Raw genomic sequence first — 19,466 nt, 5'->3', positions numbered from 1 at the left:
GCAGGGATAGCAAAAGCCCTCTACCTGCGCTGCTATCGCTGGTTCCTGCCAAAGGCAGCTGTTTTCACGATAACGCGATCGAGCAAACATGCAGCTCAACTCAAGCCGAGAACATCATGTTCCACAGCGAGGAGCACATATTTCCCTCAGATCAAAACAGACATACTTTTATCTAACCATAATGTGATTATATTTTCAATATTAGCTAAAATAGGAAACCGTTGCATATTAGTCCAAACTGCAACAATGAAAGATTACATGGCTTTACCCGTGATGTTCATGATATTGGCAACCGTATCACAGGTGACTTAGTGGTTACGATTTCAAGTAAAGATGATTTTAATAAGGCTAAACACTTAATTGATAGGTCTTATAATGTGAGTTAAAGTTCAAATAGAAATATAAAATTACCCCACAAAAAATTTCTTGTTTGTGGGGATTTAGTAATATTTATAGTAGGATTGTATACACTTTAAGCTCTTTCACGATCTCCATTTATCCAATCAATCGTAGAAATAATTCTTCTGACTTTCTCTTCGTTACCCTTAAATAGTTCTACGATACTACCCAGTGTTCGAAAAGGTTCTTCTTGGAGAACTTTCTTTTCCAAACAGCCATTTTTCACCACATAATCAATGATTAGTTTGACAAAGCGGGCTTGATTAGCATTTAATTGTTCATCTGATAAAAACTCAGAGAATGCTTCATTTGCAGCTAATTGGTTTAGACCAATTGTTTTTCTCACTAATTTTGCAATTGGGGTTTTCCCAAAATCTCGTTCGTAATCTTTCCTTGTCCCTAGTTCTTCCCATAAAATCTTTTCCAGTGTCTGTATATCTTGTTTGGTTAAAGCTTTATTGTGATGAATTTTATAGATAGGAAGCAAGTCTTGATGTTCTTGTAAGTATTCATTTACTTTCTGGTGATACGCTTTAAATTGAAAGCTTCCTGGAATTTCCTTACCTTCATGTACTTCTAAGACTTCATCTTTAAAATTGGTATAAAAAATTTGTTGGGACTCTCTTTCTAAAAACCGAACCAAATCACGCATGGATAATCGTACTATTTCTAATGAAAAGATATCTGCTTTTTGCCAAAATTCCGGAGTCTGAACTTCTTTGATGATCTCTTTTTGCTCTACAACTTGTGGAATACTGCCCATCTTGGATAAATCCTTTGCAATCTCGATTACACGATGAGCTCGTAAGTTTTTCACTCCTTGCAATCTAGCTAACTTGAGACCATAGGTTATGAGATCAAACCTTTTCTGTAGTTCTTCCCCTTTATTCGTAAGAATGAGTGGCGCAACAAATTTTTTCAAATTATGTGCATCGATCGAGGTTAATGCATTCCAATTTGTTCGATATTTAAAATGATGAATGTTTTTAATCTGTTGACGAACACGAAAATGGTCTTCATTTAGTTCGTTAAGATGTTGAATACAATCATCGATGAGTTCATTACGATAGGCAATGTAGTCTTCTTCTTGATAATCCAATGACTGTAATTCTTTAATTATATCGACTTTTAAAGCAAATATTTGCTCACTCAAACTTGGAGCTATTTTTCCTTCAATACCCTTCTCATTTACCCGGAAAAACTCAATATTATTACAGTAATCAAAAATCTGAAAATACTCTTTATCCAGTCCCACTCCAAATAAATCAGGACAGGTACGCGTACCTCTCCCCACCATTTGCCAAAACTTCGCTTTGGAACGTACTTTTTTAAAGAAAACTAAGTTCAGGATTTCCGGGATATCTATTCCTGTATCTAACATATCTACCGAAACAGCAATCTGGGGCATTTTTTGTGGATTTTTGAAGTTTTCCAACATATTATCTACATAAGGTATTTCGTGAACGATGGCTTTAGCATAATCTCCAACATACTCTGGATACAATTTATTAAATCGCTTTACAATCCGATCAGCGTGTTTTTTATTTTTGGCAAAAATAATTGACTTTCCTAACTTCTCTCCACCCTCGACTTTTAAACCTCGTTCCATCAAATCAACGATTACTTTGTCAATAGTGTTATCATTGAACAACCAATCATTTAAAGCTTTATCTGGTATATCATCACTTGATCCAAATGTATCTTCATACTTCTCTTTTTCTTCATCAGAAAGGTCATCGTAACAGATGCCTTTTTCCAAAAACTTTAATTTTGTTTCAATTGGATGAAAAAGTACGAGATGTTTATCTTTTACCGCTTGATCTAATTCATAGGCATAGGTTGGTACTCCGGATTCAAGATCGAAAATTTCATACGTATTATAATCTACTTCTGCCTTCGGAGTTGCGGTAAGACCAACTAATAAACTATCAAAGTAGTCAAAGATTGCTCCATATTTTTTGTAGATACTCCGATGCGATTCGTCTACTATAATCAGATCAAAATAGCCTACCGTAAACAGCTTTTTCCCATCTTTTCGTTTCGCCTCATCGATTTTATTCAACATCGTTCCATAAGTAGATAAAATGAGATTAGCTGATTCGACGTCTACTTTTTTTTCTTCTTTGTTTTTTGCTTTTGTTTGCTGATTTTTGGAATCAACTAAACTATAGGAAGGCAAAGTCGGGAGATGTTCCAAAAATGCGTTTTTTGCTTGTTTTACTAATTCACGCCGATCTGCTAAAAATAGGACATTTTTCACCCAATTATGCCGAACCAATACATCAACGATAGAAATGACGGTACGTGTTTTTCCACTACCTGTTGCCATCACGATCAACGAACTTCGTTGCTTTTTTTCTAACGCTTGGCACACACTTAAGATTGCTTCTTTTTGATAATACCGCTCGGTAATACTTGTGTTGATTTCAATTGTATCCAATGTTTTTCGAAGATCTCGACGCTGTATCAATAAATCAAGTTCTTCTTTGCTATAAAAGCCACTAATTTTACGTTCTGGGTAAAATGGATAATCCCATATATACATTTCAAAGCCATTGGTATAAAAAATAACAGGTCGCTGTCCAAATTGCTTCTCCACACAATCGGCATACAACTTCGCTTGATGTTGGCCTTTGATGGCATCATGAGATGTTTTCTTTGTCTCCACCACTGCAAGCGGTTTCCCATTATCACCAAATAAAACATAGTCCACATAGCCTTTACCCGATTGATTGGGCATTCCCTCTACCCGAACTTCTTCTCGCACATCTTCTTCAAAGTTCCAACCTGCAAGTTTTAGTTCCAAATCTACATAACGTTTTCGGGTTTCTGCCTCGTCGAGTTGATCGACTTGGAAATCATAATCTTGTGTATTTTCTTTCCGTTTAGAAGTAATTCGTTCGCGAAGTTCTGCATTTTCTTTGATTACTTCTTCTAACTTACGGTCTTTGGAGCTTAGACGATCAAATAAATCTTGTAATTCCCTCTTGGTCATCCGCTGTTCGTCGCCTATAGGGACAAGCTTCTCATCAAATTTTCCAGCGGTATGGTGATCTGCATAACAATAATCAACCCAAGAAACAAATTGATGAAGGTAATGCAGAGATACCATCGCTTCATCACGCCTTACCTTCACATTCGTATGCACAGCAGAGTTCCCTAACTGGACGACATAACGAAGAACAGGTCTGATCTTCTCATCCAAGATCGCCTTAAACGTAGGCTCCTGGATGAGCGAAGTCAGATTATCTCGATATGGAACTCTTAGATCACTATCGTGCTCGTACAACCACTTTACCGCTAACTCCAACGCTCGTCGGGATAGTATCGCACACGTTGCCGGACTAATATGCATACTTTGCTCCGCTTCCGAACAAGCACCAGCAAAACTAGCAAACAACTTTTTTTCTTGCAGAAATTCAAAGTTGGATAACAAAACCGTCTCTCCTTTTGATGATTTATGTAAAAGATAAAGTTCCTTGGGTTTGACTAGGGGTATCTTGTTTTACCTCTAACTCTTCTTCTGGAAATAATTCACCACGAAACGCCTTTTGCATTAGGGATTGGAAGTTGTTTTCTAGTTCGGTTAGGCTTTGTTGGAGTAGAGTTTTTTGGGCTTCTATTTTTTGGACAATATTTGCGAAATTGTTTTGTAGTTCGATAGGTGGAAGAATTAATTTTACTGTTTTTAACATTGATAAATTTAACCGTATTCTTGTACTTCCTCTAGAGAGCTTTTTAAATTGATTTTTTACGTAATTGGAATTTAATAAAAAGGTTAAGTAATTCCTGTTTACTATTTCCACATTAGGCCTTAACCTCATACAATCTGCTACAATAATTCCAGAACTCAAAGATTGAGGAATAATACATGTTCTTCCTAATGGTTCCCCCATTTTAGCAATCACTATATCACCAGGTAAAACATTGTGTTTAATAAGACTCCTAAATTTCTCATGTGTAATAAACTTTCTATTCTTATCTATAAATCTATTTACGCCAATGTTATTTATTTGAATTACTCGAACACCCTTATCACTGAAATCACTTACCTTTAAGTTTGACCCAAAAGGTCCATCTACTAGATCCTTTCTTTCTTTTACTAGATTAACTATTTCTTTTGTAATCCATTGCTTTTTATTTAATGCTGGGTCACCAAACATATCCCAAAATAAACTTTTTGCAAGTTGATCTAATGATTCAATTTGTGCTTTTCGTTTGTCAATAAGTTCTTGGGCCTTACTAATAACATTAGAAACTCTCATTTGAACTTCATAAGATGGTAATGGTATCCTAAATTCAGATATTTCTTTAGGACTTACATTTGGTTGAGCAGCTCCATTAGCTTTTTGAAGTACCTTATCTTGTAAGTCTGTCATACAATAGAATAAGTATTTATGATTAATTTTGTTATTTAATGGTACAATTTTAGCTACTCGTTGATTAAGCAAGGCAATTTCATCAGAATCATAAATACCAAACTTACCTGTCGTTGCACCCGACAAAGCAACTAATATATCACCTTTATTAACTAAAAAATCCTTAAAGTTTTCCAATACTGAGGAAGAAATAAAACTAGAATCTTTATCAAAAATTATTTTTTTATTTACTATATTTGCGATTTTAATAACTGGTATTCCTTCTGTTTTGAAATCAGTACTCTTAAATGCATATCCTCCTTTTATAGAGCATACTTCTCCAAGTGATTCTTTTATAAACGACATATTATCACTTCCCACTTATCATCTTTTCCAATTCATCCATCCCCCGAACAATGTCATTCTCCAATTTTCTCACTTGTTCCAGAATCACGCTTGGATGATCATATTCTACTTCTTCATACTCGATCTCTTTATACTTATTAATCGACAAATCAAACTCATTTTCTCGAATCTCATCCACTGGGACAAAGAAGGATTGCTCTGTACGCTTCCGTTCCTTCTCTGTATCCAAATCATGAAAACGTTTGATAACATCCGGAATATCGTTTTGCTCTATCTCATTTCGTTTATCATCCAACGAAAATCCATCTTGTTTCATATCATAGAACCAAACGTTATCCGTACCACCTGCACCAGTTTTGGTAAAAATAACAACAGCTGTAGAAACTCCTGCATATGGTTTAAATACACCACTAGGCATGGAGATAACTGCTTCTAGTTTATGTCGATCTATGATCTCTTGGCGAATCGCTTTATGTGCTTTGGAGCTGCCAAAGAGAACACCATCAGGAACGATGACTGCACAACGTCCACCGACTTTTAGCATCCGTAGAAATAGAGATAAGAATAAAAGTTCTGTCTTTTTGGTTTTCGCTACACTTAGTAAATCAGGTGAAACGGAATCATAGTCAAGAGAACCTTTAAATGGCGGATTTGCTAGAACTAAGGTGTATTTCTCTTTTTCTTTGTTTTGTTCGGACAAAGAATCTTTGTATTGGATATTGGGATTTCCAACACCATGGAGCACCATATTCATTGCACCAATTCGTAACATTGTCCGGTCCATATCAAAGCCGTTAAACATGTGATTATTAAAATGATTTTTTAAACTTTCTACAAGGAAGAGGTCACTGCGATTTTGGCGTAAATACTCTCCGGCCGCGACTAAAAAACCAGCGGAACCAGCTGCTGGGTCGACGATGATATCTTCTGGTGTTGGTCTCATGAGTTCAACGATCATTTTAATGATATGGCGTGGAGTGCGAAATTGTCCGTTTGTACCAGCCTGTGATATTTTGGATAACAAATACTCGTAGAGATCACCTTTGTTATCTTCTTCATTGTTTAATGGTAATTTGTCGATAGCATTGACAATTCGTGATAGCATTTGAGGAGTAGGGATCAAAAATAGAGCATCATCCATATATTTGGCAAAAGCAGAGTCCTTTTTCCCATGTAAATTTTTAATAAAGGGAAATACTTGTTTGGAAACAACTTCAAACATCTCTTCTGGACCAAGTTGCTTAAATACACTCCAACGTACCTTCTTACCTTCTGGGTCTGTTGGGAAAAATCCGTTATACTCAATTCCAATTAAAGCAGAATCTTTTTCTTTTGCTGTCTCTACTTCATCTAATCCTTTTATAAATAACAAATATGTAAATTGTTCAATAACTGATAGTGGATTGGTAATTCCACCCGTCCAAAAAATCTCCCATATTTTATCTACTTTGTTTCTCAATTCACCTGTGATCATATTCTTTCTCCTTTCACTAGCAAAATTAATTATACCTTTAGTTGATTCATAGATTAAGAGAAAATTTACATAAATCTTCAAAAAACGACTTTCTTCTTAAAGAAATAACTGAATAGATTAACTATTATGCTATAATTTTGACTATGCCAACTATTGCATAAAGAGGTGATTTCATGAAGTTGGGCTTTAAATCGAACGATTTTATCGGCAGGGATAAAGAACTAGCGAAGTTGCTGGATATATATGAAGATACGAAAGCTGGAAATACCAATGTGGTGATATTGGAAGCAGATACGGGGATTGGGAAGACTCGGTTGATTCAAGAGTTGTACCATTACTTGACAATCTATGATGATGACCCCAATTATTGGCCGGATAACTTAGAAGATACGAAGCACACGATGACGATTGTGCCGGAGTTTGATGTGCTGGAAAACAACAAGGAACTAGAAATGCCTTGGCTGTGGATGGCTTTGCGGTGTCCCAATACGGATGAACGGAACAGCCGTTATCATACAACAGCACTCAATCAAATCCGTAAACAAGTCAAGCTTCATCTTGGTGGATTGATTGAAAAAAAACGGCAGAGTGAGGATAATAAGAAGGCGATCCGCAATGGAGTTTCACTCTTTATTAATTATGCATTTCCCGGGAGCGGAGCGGCATTGGGACTTATCTCCGACATCCTTTCTGGGCTCGATAACGGATTAAATACATATGAATCTCTTCGAAACATGTGGAATAATTGGCGGACCAATAAGGAGAATCAGCACCGGGATCGCAATGCTATTCTCGCCCAACAGGAATACACCTCTTTTATCGATCAGACGATGAAGATCTTTTCTGCCATCCTTTCTACCAATAAAAAGGAACATAAGTTACCGCTTATCCTTGTGGTGGATGATGCGCAATGGGCTGACCCTCTGACTCTATCCTTCATAAAACGGCTAGTGAAAACAAGCGAAGAAAAGAAATGGCCGATCTTAATTTTATGTACATGCTGGGGATCTAGTTTAAAAGAACAAAACTTGACTTCAACGGGAGAGAATTTGGCTCACTTTGGGGCATTGGTGAACCAGTCGAAAGACATCAGCCAAACCCATCTCATCAAAATGAAAAAGTTACGCAATAGCGATATTGAACAGATTATTAGTATGGAGCTAAGTAATATCAGCACTATAGCGAAGAAAAAATTGGCGATGGAATGCAGCGGGGACTTAGAGCTGCTATGGGATTCGATCAAGCGGATAAAAAATACTCCTGGTTTTATCGGGGCAACTGGTGAACTCCAAATCCCACTGTCGCGTTTGCATTTTAGCTCTAATAAAAAGAAAGAGATTGCTAGAGAAAAAATTTTGGATTTAGGGATACAGAAGGTCTTGCTGCTTGCTTGGGGCAGTGCGCAAGGGATTAAGTTTTCCAAACCTTTTTTAGAGCGCTGTATCCAAAAGTTCAAGCACGAATTTTACGTGGATATGTCTCATTTTTATCATTTGGAGACTCCCTACAATCTCATAAAAGTAAAAAAACATGTCCTCTTTGAGGAAATGTCATCCTTTAATCGTCGTTTATACTATGAAATCGCAAGGGAAATATTGGAAGATTTACCGCATCGCCCGCAAATTGAGGCGATGTTATTGGAATTTTATATAGAAATCATCTCCACCTCGCAAATTGATACACTGGACAGTAACGAACAAATTACGATCTATGAAGAATTTCGTTACCAAGTAGAAAAAAGTAACCAACAAGCTGTACTTCATGAACTGTATACCCAAGCAGGTATCCGGTTATTGGAACTCTGTTTGCAAAATGGGTTCTTCAAAAGCTGTATGGAAGTTGGAGATAGTCTCATATCCACCTCCGGTCTATCCAATGAAAACTACAAATATGTGTTGAGTATCCTCATCAAAGCCTCTTTTGACGCAGGAGAAGTGGACTTGGAAGAAAAGTATATCAAACTATACTCAGAGAATACGTTTCTCCATAACGAAAAAGATCAGGATTTACTCGGTCTTCTATATAAATCCAAATATCATCAACGGCTCTTTCACACCGAAAAAGCTGTATCTCTAGCAGAGAAAGCGGTCCAGAAGGCATCTTCCACCAAAGATTATCAAGCATACAAATGCCATGAACAATTGGTAAATGCCTATTTTTATGCCGGGCAAAACCAACAAGGATTTACAGCATTGAAAATAATGGAACGAGATTTCCAAGATTTTTTGGAAGATAACGAAAGGATAAACGCCTCCTTTCATCATACGTTTTCCCTTTTATGCCATAATGTCGACTTAAATCAGCAAGTAGTTGAAAAGGCATCTATATGTAAAAAAGCTTATTCTGGTTTTCATGATACCTATAATCAGATGTTGTCCAGCGTAAATCTAGCGGATGGATATATGGGTATCGGAAAGCTAGCAGAAGCAGAAAAAGAAATAGAGCGTGTATATAAGAGAGCAAAAGCTAGTAATTGGGTGAATGCCCACAATATCGCTGCGATCTGTTATGGAAACATATTAACGATTCAAGGCCGGTTATCAGAAGCGTTTCAGTATTACGAAGAAGGAATTCTCCTATCCAAGCAGATCAAGCACAATTGGGATTTGTATTATGGGTTAATTTGGCGGTCTATTTGTCTTGCTAGATTTGGTGATCCGCTCTCTATTTCAAATTTAATCACCTATAAGATGGAATGTGATAACAGAGGATATGAGTACTTGTCCTCTTTAGCTGCTACGTTTTCCTTGTTAGCTGCTGCGTTTTTAGCCAAAACGCATCCCCATCCAAAAGAAATGCTAACATCGATCAAAAAAGACTCTACTCCAGGCTTATATGCACAAGCGGTCGCAGCATATCTGCAATTGGAAGATGTAATTCCAAATGAAAAAGCACAACTTATGCTAGAGATGATAGAGTCCGTTTTAAAATGTGAAGGTATAAAAGGTTTTCCCGAAATCATCCGCGATTCCATCCAAAAAGTCGCTAAGGACAGGCTTGTAACTGATACATTATTTTCTTCTTTTGAACATTGGGAGGAAACATATATTCAACCTATTCTTCACTTCCGCCATGATGTTTTGCACCAGTTAGAACAAGAGTATGGAACAGAACCAAAAATAAGGAGTTGTGCTTTAAAGTGTGAGGCGATCTGTTGTTATGATGGGGTGTATCTCTTAGAAGATGAGGAAGAAATGTTAAAAACGACCGTTCACCGATATCCCGAATATTTTCAGCATCTTCCTGAAGAATTCATTGTCGATGGAAATTGGCAAAATATTCAAATCGGCAGAAAAACAGCAGTAAAACCGCATACTTATACTTCTGAGCATTTTCCCATTCACTTTGAGAAAACACGTTGTGTGTTTGCCTTAGAAAATGGACTATGCTCCCTGCAAAAAGCAGCTACAGAATTAGATTTCCACCCATGGAAGTTTAAACCTACAGCATGTTGGTCATTCCCCATTCGATGGAAAAGCGGGAAAATCTCAGGGCCACCTGCCAGAGAAGAGCAAGACCCAGATTATATCGATGAAAACTACCCTGGCTATAGTAAATTTGTCCCTTGCGCCAAACATCAGAATGATGGCATAAGTTGGTTCAAACACTATCAACAAGAATTACAATACTTGAAACAAAAAATAAAAAAATAGAGCGGCTTCGACCGCTTTTTTTTACTCTCTTTTTATCCCATACTCTTACCTCAAGTATTACCCTCTTAATAGAGATTTCGAAGACATCAAATTTCGTGTCTTATATATACATTGAATCCCTTATCCACTCTTTTTTCTTGATATATTTAATTGCAGTAAGATGAATTTCCTTGTCCCCGAACAACCTTGTGAAAGGCAATGATTGACCATTGGGGTTTTGTCCCTGCTTCCAGCAACCTCAAACAAGCGAAATCCATTCCTTCTAACAGAAAAAAATAGAATATATATGAAATTTTCATATTTACATTTTATTCCCATTTGATAAAATATTAGTAGATGGAAAATATTAATTAAGGTGGTATGAATTTGAAAAGATATTTTTCTATGCTATTTGTTTTCGTCCTTAGTTTCTCTTTATTACTAGCAACTCCAACTACAGGAAAAGTACATGCAGAAGGTGCACAAATTGATACAAGCAAACTATATTACCTTGTTCCAGAACACAATCTAAAACGTGCGCTAACTTATCAAGTAAGTGCAAGTAATTGGGATTATGTTCGTGTATCTGGCAGAGATGGATCTAGTGAAAAATACCCTGTAGGTACTCCTGTTCGCCTAATAGATAAGGGCGATAATCAGTATGTTATTCAAATGCAGCAATCGACACATGGAGGATACAATTCCTTTACGATTAACCATAGCAATTGGAGCCCTTGGTACAATTACATTTATTTGGATCGAGAGTCTAGTGCACAGAAATGGACTTTTAAACCGTATCAAGACGGTTATAAGATAGAACATGAAAATAATGCTTGGTATCTTAACATCGTTGGCAGCGGTTTGGCAAATGATTCAAGAGAATGGGTAGTTGTTTCCCAGACTGCTGAAAAGTTTTTCTTAGTACCTGCTGAGTAATCTTTTAGCTCTACTATAAATTTTTTGCTATATTGAAATTCATAAAAATCCTGAACCTTCTGGTTCGGGATTTTTCTTTTAGCATCAGGGATGTTAGTTGAAAATCATACACGTTTTTAAATACATTTAGTATTTGCTGTTTCAGCTAAACAACTTCGCTAAAAATCTAATTCATATAGTTTCAAGCTGTTCCACTCTAGGGATTACCATGTGTAATAATCTCTAATTTACTCTTTGTTTGCATGTTTGAACAAAGACTTCAAACAAAGTTTTAGATTCAAGCTGTTGATCTATCATCATTTCTGGGTGCCATTGAACACCAACAACAAAACGCTCTCCTCTCATTTCTATACCCTCTACTAGTTCATCCGGAGCAGTTACCGTTGCATCAAAATTTTTTCCGATCTTCTTTATCCCTTGGTGATGAAAACTATTAACGTGAACCTTATGTTTATTAAAAATGGAGTGCAGTTTCGAATCGGTCTTTATATTTACTGGATGGGTTGCGTGATATTTCGGGGACTGTGGTGAATGATTGATCGCCTCTCGTTTTTCATGCTGTAAATGTTGATAAAGCGTTCCTCCATCTGCTACATTTATCAATTGACATCCACGACAGACAGCTAATACTGGTATTTCCATTTCATATAAAACTTTTTGCGCAAGTTGAATTTCGTGCTGATCTCTCAAAGGATCCATTTGTCCCAAACCAAACTTAGGTAATTCTCCATAACATTGTGGATCGATATCTGATCCTCCTGAAAAGATAATTCCATCTAATATAGATAAAACAGGCAGAAGGCTGTCTATATTTTTGGTGATGGGTATGATAATGGGAGTCCCCCCTGCAAACTCTATAGCTCTTATATAATCATCCGCTAATACTTGCCATTGTTGTCCTTTTACCCCTATATGAATTTTCGTACCAACCTCTTCTTCATAAGAATAATTTGCGGTTATCCCTATAATTGGTTTCATAAAATTTTCCCCTCTTTTAAACTGCTTAGTGTATTTGGTATCTCAATATCATTGCAAAAAAACTTATTATTTTAATTCGATAATAAAATAAAAGCACATTCATATATACCAAAAGATTATCCCTTAAATAGGAATATTTTCTTGTAAAGAAAAGAAGATTCGGCTGACGTTTAATGAATCAAGTCCGAAGCTTTTTTAATTTGAAATTTATCACCTTCACCATATAGATCCACTCACCTTTTCTCCGCTTTTATCTCTTGAAATTAAGATCCTCATAATGAATAAAAACATTGAATCTAATCAAATTTTTTATCAATTTCGTATTGACATAATCCGATTACACTTGTAATCTTAAGATAGAAATATCAATTACAAGTGTAATCGTTGAGAGAAGGAATGGATTATGAAGCAATTACCACGTATTTCGCAAGCTGAGTGGCAGGTGATGAAAGTCTTTTGGACAAAACCTCTTTCCACTGCAAATGATGTGATTGATGCTCTCAGTGATGATGCTGAATGGAAGCCTGCAACGATCAAGAGTCTGATCAACAGATTAGTCAAGAAAGGAGCATTGGGATTTAAACAAGAGGGAAAAGTTTATCTCTATTATCCATTGGTAACAGAAGAAGAATGTTTACAGGCAGAAAGTAAATCCTTCCTCCAACGGCTCTATGGAGGAGCGTTGAAACCTCTTTTGGTCAACTTTTTAAAACATGAAGATTTAACGAAGGAAGATATTGAGGAACTAAAACAGATTCTAAATGAACGGAAGAGCTGAAGATGGACAAAATTATATTGTCATTGATTGACTTATTTCAATGGATCTGTACCACTTCAATCATGGCTTTTGTCTTGGTAGGTTTGATCTTACTCGTAAAAGGAATCATGAAAGAACGCCTAAAAGCAAAGTGGCAGTATGTGATATGGTTTGTCCTATTGTTTCGATTGATCTTACCATGGACACCTGAAACTTCTTTTAGTCTGTTTAACTTGTTTTCCTTAGTAGATGAACAAAAAGCCCCAATCCAAGAAATCGCGCAAGACGACAGAGCCCAGCTTCAACTTACATTTACAGATAATGAGAAAAATCCCTTGTCTTCTGTTACTTCTCTGCATATCAGTACTTGGGTTTATATCGGCGCTTTGGTTATTTGGATACTTGGGGTTGTCCTGTTCACCATCTATCTTTTCCGAATGAATCGAAAGTTTTCTAAGAAATTAAAACACACTTCAAAGATTATGGATGATATGATCTTAACGCTTTTTGAACACTGTAAGGAGAAAATGGGAGTAAAATCATCCATTTCCCTGCTAGCAACAACAGAGGTGGAAAGTCCCACTTTATACGGTTTTTTTCGACCAAAACTATTGATTCCGCTGAATGGGCTTCAAGAGTTCGATCACAATGAATTACGGTATATCTTCCTTCATGAACTAGCTCATTATAAACGCAAAGATATTTTGGTGAACTGGATCATGACGGTATTACTTATCTTTCACTGGTTTAATCCAATCCTATGGTATGCCTATCATCGGATGAGAGAAGATCAAGAGTTATCCTGTGATGAAATGGCGATCTCCCACATTCATTCCGATGAAGTAAAAAACTATGGATATACGCTTATCAAATTGTTGCAAATTAACTCAGTAAAATCGATTTTACCTACTGTAGCAAATTTTTCTGCAAATAAAGCTCAGCTAAAAAAGAGAATCATCATGATCACCTCTTTTCAGCGAAAATCGATAACCTGGTCTATCATTGGTTTATTCAGCATTCTTCTCATTGCATTTGTCACTTTAACCAATGCAAAAGCTGCAGAAATAAAACCATATGTAAATAAACAGATACAAGATTTAGTCAATGGAGATAGATCAGCTTGTGAGTTCGGCCAACAATAAAGAGGTTGGCCAATGTAAAAATTCCCAATATTTCGTCTTTTATATTGGTTACTACAAAAATTTTTGGAGGAATAACAATATGAGAAAATGGACTTTCGCAATTTGTAGTTTGGCAGCTTTTCTTTTACTGGCAGCATGTTCCAGTCAACCTTACTCACAGCCCCAACAACAGCAAACAGCATCGACACCTTCCAGCAATAATGCAAATACAAACAATACTAACAACTACGATTATAACAGCGACTATAGCAGTGACGGCAATAGTTCCAGTAATCAAGCTTCTGCCTCAGCCGGTGTGCAAGTATTGGAAAACGATAAAGTAGGAAAATATTTAGCTGATTCCAATGGCATGACTTTATATTACTTTAAAAAAGATCAACCTGGTGTCAGCAATTGTAAAGATGATTGTCTCTTAACATGGCCGCCATTTACAGCAGAAAAGCTATCTATTCCAAATGGTCTAAACAGCCAAGATTTTGGAGCTATTAAAAGAGACGATACAAGACAAAAACAAGTTACTTATAAAGGATTTCCATTGTATTACTTTAGCAAAGATAAAACAAAAGGTGATACCAATGGGCAAGGGGTCAAGAATGTGTGGTTTGTAATTAATAATAATTCCTACTAATAGGAAAATAATTCATGAAAAAGCGGCTAATTCGGCCGCTTTTCTTCTATTATCAATTGTTAGACAATCCTCTAAGAGATCAAAACAGGCCGGATTGATGATAAACTAAACTTATCTTTTACTCTTCTATAAAAGAGGTGCCAAGATGCATATTGGACAACACTACCTGCAAACTGCCATCACTACTTTCCAAAGCATGAAATCACTAGGGGATAAAACTTTTGCTCAGTTAACTCATGAGGAACTTCATTTTCAGCCGTCTTCCGAATCCAATAGTATCGCTGTCATTGTCAAACATATAAGCGGCAATACTCGATCACGATGGACAGATATATTTACGACAGATGGGGAAAAGCCGGACCGAAATCGTGATGCTGAATTTGAAGGAAATTACGAGAGCAAAAAAGCACTGCTTGAGGCGTGGGAAACTGGGTGGAATATTTTATTTACTACACTAGGATCCCTTAAACCGGACGACCTAGAACGTAAAATCAAGATTCGAGGAGAAGATCATACGGTTTTACAAGCTATCGAGCGACAAATCGCTCATTACTCCAATCACATGGGACAGATTGTATATATTGGTAAGTTGATAAAAAATGAAGAATGGAAAACGTTGAGTGTTGCCAGAGGAAAATCACAAGAGTTTTTACAAGAAATGCTTCGAAAACACAAAAATTAAATGATAGAAACAGCCTTTATCCACCGCAGCTTGCTTTCCATAGTAAAAAAACAAGAGGGTTACTTACCCCTCTTGTTTTTCGTTTCCTAAATCTATGGGAATGTTTAGCTCAAGTATAAAGCTGGAATTATCTTTCTCATTGCTCCATTCGTTTGGGGACACGATTATCATGAGAGCCCTCCTTTTTTATGTACGTTTGACTACGTTTATTATTATACCATTTATTCCGAATAATGTAATCAAGGAAAGAAAGCCCCTAAGATTAGGGACTTTCCTATTGCTGCTATTATTTTTTGGAAAGTGTATGGATACTTTCTTGAGGGGCTAGGGCATTATTTACTTTTTCTACTACGATCGTTTTATCAACAGTAAAAGTAGCTACTCCTTTTAGATTTTCTGATGATGCGCCTACTTTTACTTGATAGGTGCCTTTTTCCAAAATCCATGCGGAACTACTTTCATCAAACGAAGCTAAGTCTTTTGCATCCAATTCAAATGTCAACTGTTGTTTTTGACCTGGTTTCAGTTCTTTTGTTTTTCCGAATGCTTTTAATTCCAACGCTGGTTTTTCCAGCTTACCATTTGGAGCACTCACATAAACTTCCACTGCTTCTTTCCCTGCTTTTTTCCCTGTATTTTGTACAGTAGCAGATACTTTGATCTTATTTTTAAATTGTTTCTTGTTCACTTGTATCTTACTGTAATCAAATTTGGTGTAGGATAGACCGTAGCCAAATTCATAAGCAGCTTTTACATGGAATGTGGTGTTGTAACGATAGCCAACATAGATGTCTTCCCCATAAACTACTTTTGTTGGGTTATCCGTTGGAGTTCCTGGGAAGTTTTCAGCTGATGCCACATCACTATATTTCAGTGGAAAGGTTTGTGCCAATTTACCTGATGGATTAACGGCTCCAGATATTACATCTGCTACTGCATTACCTGCTTCTTGTCCAGGTTGCCAAGCTAACAAAATACCATCCACTTTATCTCTCCAACTAGCTACTTCTATAGGACCACCGATGTTTAAAACGACAACTACTTTCTTTCCTTGTGCGTGATATTTTGCGGAAACATTGGTGATCATGGATTGTTCTTGGTCTGTTAGGAGAAAATCCCCTTTTTCATTTTTCCGATCCACACCTTCACCAGAATTTCTACCGATTACAATGACAGCTGTATCTGTTGTTTTTGCTGCTGTTTGGATCTCTTCTTCACTCAACGATTTTTCTGGGATCGGTGGAGTAACTTTCCCAAACGCAGCACCCCAGGGACTATCTTTAATTTTGTATTCATCCATTTGTCTTAAAGTAGAAATATAGGATTGATAACTCTTGTATAAGGTTTCATCCAATTTATATCCTGCATTTTTCAAACCGTCAGCTATAGAAACCGTATAAGCAGCATTGACATCACCACTGCCTGTTCCGCCTTTGATCGTTTCGATTTGGGTATTTCCAAACAATCCAATTTTCCCATTCTTGCTTAATGGCAAAGATACATTGTTATTTTTTAGCAATACCATCCCTTGAGCTGCTGCTCGACGAGCTACTTGGGCATGTGCTTTCAAGTCTGGTTTGTCGGAATGCTTCAAGTTTTTAAAGGTCGGGCTTTGGAGCACTGTTAATAGGAAGTTTTTAATATTTCGATCTAAAATCTTTTCATCCAATGTTCCATTCTTAACCGCATTTTCGATCGCAGTAGATTGTGCAGGTGATCCCGGCATGATGAGATCATTTCCAGCCTTCATCTGCTCGACTGCATCTGTACCGGCAAACCAATCGCTCATCACAAAACCTTTATAATTCCAGTCATTACGCAGTACGGTTGTTAATAAATCTTTATTTTGTGAGGCAGATGTTCCATTGATTTTATTATAAGAACTCATCACGGACCAAGGATGAGAACCTTTTACCGCTATTTCAAAACCTTTGAGGTAAATTTCTCGCAATGCTCTTTGCGATACAATGGTATCGATGGTCATCCGATTTGTTTCTTGGTTATTAGCAGCAAAATGCTTGATGGTTGCACCTACTCCATTTGACTGCACACCGTTCACCATTGCAGCCGCCATTTTACCAGCAATCAGGGAATCCTCTGAATAATATTCGAAATTCCGTCCATTCAATGGATTGCGTTGAATATTTAAGGCAGGTGCTAATAAGACATCAATCCCGTATTCTTTAACCTCGTTACCCTGTGCTTTCCCAACGGAATTTACAACATTGGTATCCCATGTAGAAGCTAATGCGGTTGCAATTGGAAACGCGGTTGTATAGTACGTGTTGGTATCCCCTTCTCGAGTCGGGAGAATTCGAAGTCCAGCAGGTCCATCGGCAAAAAGTAAACTTGGAATTCCAAGGCGAGGTATTGCATAGGTTTTTCCAACTGCTCCAGCGACACTAGCCACAGGGTTGCCCATCAGACCAGGCATCCCTTGTCCCACAACTAATTTGGATTTTTCCTCTATTGTCATGGCATTTATCACTGCATCAATGGACTTTTCGTCTACTAATTTAGGCGTAGTACTTTGTTCTTTCTCTTTTGCAAAAGCATGGATGCTATTTGCACCAACTGTAGCAAATAAAGCCAAGGCAGCAGTTGTTAAGGAAACTTTTATTAGACGACTATATGATTTTCTTCCCTGCATCGTAATTATCTCCCCCATATATTTCTTCTTTGATATCCAAGTACTCTCCCTTCCAGTTTTATGTAACTTCGCATTTTATGAATTGGAGTAAATTATCTATTTCTGTAAGTATTCTATTTATATTGAAAGCGTTTTTATAGTAAAATCTAAAGAAAAATAGTATGTATGATGGAGGAGACAAACGGTGCTAGAGAAAACGAAAAAAAATACAAATTTGGAATACCGCACTGGGATAGAAAAAGCTATATCTGCTCAATTGTCTTTTCAACGTCAAAATCATTTTTTTCACAGTGATTTACATGAAAAACGAATCATGCATGCCATTAAAGAAGGAAATACAGATGACTTAATTGCATATTTAAAGCATCCCTCTCCCAAAGGTATAGGAACACTTTCCAAAACGAGTGCCTTGCGAAACAAAAAAAACCTAGCGATTTGCGGTATAACACTTGCGACTAGAGCAGCCATAGATGGTGGATTGCAATTGGAACAGGCATATACCATGAGTGATCTTTATATTCAAAACTTAGAGAGTTTATCGGAACTAGATGTGATTGACCAATTTCTCCACGCTGCATTTTGTGAATTTGCACAGGAAGTCCACTTTCAAAAACAAAGCAAATATTCAAAAGTAGTAACATCTTGCCAATACTATATTTCTCAACATCTTTATGATAAATGCACCATCTCTGACATCGCCAAAACCATTCGTTTAAACCCTATCTACTTGTGTCAATTATTTAAGAAAGAAGTTGGCATTCCCCTTCGTACCTACATTCAGCAAAAAAAAATAGAGGAGGCAAAGAGACTGCTCACCTCTACTTCTTATTCTTTGACCGATATTTGGACATATCTCCACTTTACAGATCAAAGTCATTTCACCAAGGTATTTAAAAAATTTGCGGGAATTACCCCAAAACAATATCGAAATACTTATTAGTATATTTAAAAAACACGAAGAGAACGAATAGCTTGGAAACAAGAAACCTAATGATAGACATTCATATACGAAGGCTGCGAAAAAAATAGAAGTTGATCCTTCCACACCAACGTATTTGGAAACCGTGTGGGGATATGATTATTTATGAAGACATAAAACATGATGCGGAAAAATTTAAAAAACTGAATGGCCTTTGCTTTTGGAACGCTCGTTGTTTTAGTGGTTGTCTTTGCAGAAATCTATTTTATCGTTGCACTCAACCAATATTATTATGGTACGTTGTTCATACTTTTGTTCAAGAAGGTAAAGCCTCAACGCGATACTATCAACAATTTTCATTTGAAACACAGTAATAAGAAAGTCAAAACCGAATATTCCACCAACTATGAATACATTAATTTGTTATGATAATAAAAGGGGCAATCTCTAATATTCCAAAAATGAATTTTTGCCCACTCGAAATAGATGGAAAGAAGCGTGTACATTTAAATCGGTCAGCTAGCAAAAGAAGAAAGCTTCGATAT

At 36.7% G+C, this 19,466-nt stretch carries 12 protein-coding genes; 7 read left to right on the top strand and 5 right to left on the bottom strand.

Going from position 1 to position 19,466, the window contains the following annotated elements:
* Positions 1 to 472 precede the first annotated feature (472 nt).
* The 3 genes from MK805_RS03710 to MK805_RS03700 are packed head-to-tail and all read right to left on the bottom strand — an operon-like array spanning position 473 to position 6,597.
* A complete protein-coding gene (locus MK805_RS03710) occupies positions 473 to 3,835 on the bottom strand; it encodes a DEAD/DEAH box helicase family protein (RefSeq protein ID WP_240873846.1) in 3,363 nt (1,120 codons plus the stop codon).
* A gap of 22 nt (positions 3,836 to 3,857) precedes the next feature.
* Complete coding sequence (locus MK805_RS03705) at positions 3,858 to 5,123, bottom strand: restriction endonuclease subunit S (RefSeq protein ID WP_240873845.1); 1,266 nt, start codon at positions 5,121 to 5,123, stop codon at positions 3,858 to 3,860.
* Positions 5,124 to 5,127: 4 nt separating this feature from the next.
* On the bottom strand, positions 5,128 to 6,597 hold the full coding sequence (locus MK805_RS03700; RefSeq protein ID WP_240873844.1) for a type I restriction-modification system subunit M: 1,470 nt from the start codon (positions 6,595 to 6,597) through the stop codon (positions 5,128 to 5,130).
* A gap of 173 nt (positions 6,598 to 6,770) precedes the next feature.
* Between MK805_RS03700 and MK805_RS03695 the strand changes: the two genes are divergently transcribed.
* Together MK805_RS03695 and MK805_RS03690 are read left to right on the top strand one after the other, a co-directional pair.
* Positions 6,771 to 10,250: a DUF3109 family protein gene (locus MK805_RS03695; RefSeq protein WP_240873843.1), complete on the top strand. Its 3,480-nt coding sequence runs from the start codon at positions 6,771 to 6,773 to the stop codon at positions 10,248 to 10,250.
* A gap of 360 nt (positions 10,251 to 10,610) precedes the next feature.
* Positions 10,611 to 11,165: a hypothetical protein gene (locus tag MK805_RS03690; protein ID WP_240873842.1), complete on the top strand. Its 555-nt coding sequence runs from the start codon at positions 10,611 to 10,613 to the stop codon at positions 11,163 to 11,165.
* A 222-nt stretch (positions 11,166 to 11,387) separates the two neighbouring features.
* Here the strand turns inward: MK805_RS03690 and MK805_RS03685 are convergent, their stop codons facing one another.
* Positions 11,388 to 12,143 carry a gamma-glutamyl-gamma-aminobutyrate hydrolase family protein gene (locus MK805_RS03685; protein ID WP_240873841.1) on the bottom strand — a complete coding sequence of 252 codons (756 nt, stop codon included), beginning with the start codon at positions 12,141 to 12,143 and terminating at the stop codon, positions 11,388 to 11,390.
* A 400-nt stretch (positions 12,144 to 12,543) separates the two neighbouring features.
* Between MK805_RS03685 and MK805_RS03680 the strand changes: the two genes are divergently transcribed.
* From MK805_RS03680 to MK805_RS03665, 4 genes are all read left to right on the top strand, one after another.
* Positions 12,544 to 12,921: a BlaI/MecI/CopY family transcriptional regulator gene (locus MK805_RS03680; RefSeq protein ID WP_420833049.1), complete on the top strand. Its 378-nt coding sequence runs from the start codon at positions 12,544 to 12,546 to the stop codon at positions 12,919 to 12,921.
* A 2-nt stretch (positions 12,922 to 12,923) separates the two neighbouring features.
* Positions 12,924 to 14,042, top strand: a complete 1,119-nt coding sequence (locus tag MK805_RS03675; RefSeq protein ID WP_240873839.1) for a M56 family metallopeptidase — start codon at positions 12,924 to 12,926, stop codon at positions 14,040 to 14,042.
* A gap of 79 nt (positions 14,043 to 14,121) precedes the next feature.
* Positions 14,122 to 14,670: a COG4315 family predicted lipoprotein gene (locus MK805_RS03670; protein WP_240873838.1), complete on the top strand. Its 549-nt coding sequence runs from the start codon at positions 14,122 to 14,124 to the stop codon at positions 14,668 to 14,670.
* A gap of 145 nt (positions 14,671 to 14,815) precedes the next feature.
* Positions 14,816 to 15,352, top strand: coding sequence for a DUF1572 family protein (locus tag MK805_RS03665; RefSeq protein ID WP_240873837.1), 537 nt, complete (start codon positions 14,816 to 14,818; stop codon positions 15,350 to 15,352).
* A 286-nt stretch (positions 15,353 to 15,638) separates the two neighbouring features.
* Here the strand turns inward: MK805_RS03665 and MK805_RS03660 are convergent, their stop codons facing one another.
* Positions 15,639 to 18,020, bottom strand: a complete 2,382-nt coding sequence (locus MK805_RS03660) for a beta-glucosidase (protein WP_240873836.1) — start codon at positions 18,018 to 18,020, stop codon at positions 15,639 to 15,641.
* A gap of 166 nt (positions 18,021 to 18,186) precedes the next feature.
* Between MK805_RS03660 and MK805_RS18000 the strand changes: the two genes are divergently transcribed.
* Entirely contained in the window at positions 18,187 to 18,942 is a 756-nt protein-coding gene (locus MK805_RS18000; RefSeq protein WP_240873835.1) for a helix-turn-helix domain-containing protein, read from the top strand.
* The last annotated feature ends 524 nt before the right edge of the window (positions 18,943 to 19,466 follow it).

The organism is Shimazuella soli (assembly GCF_022511585.1).
Lineage (GTDB): Bacteria > Bacillota > Bacilli > Thermoactinomycetales > Thermoactinomycetaceae > Shimazuella > Shimazuella soli.
This window is presented reverse-complemented; position numbering and strand designations above follow the sequence as displayed.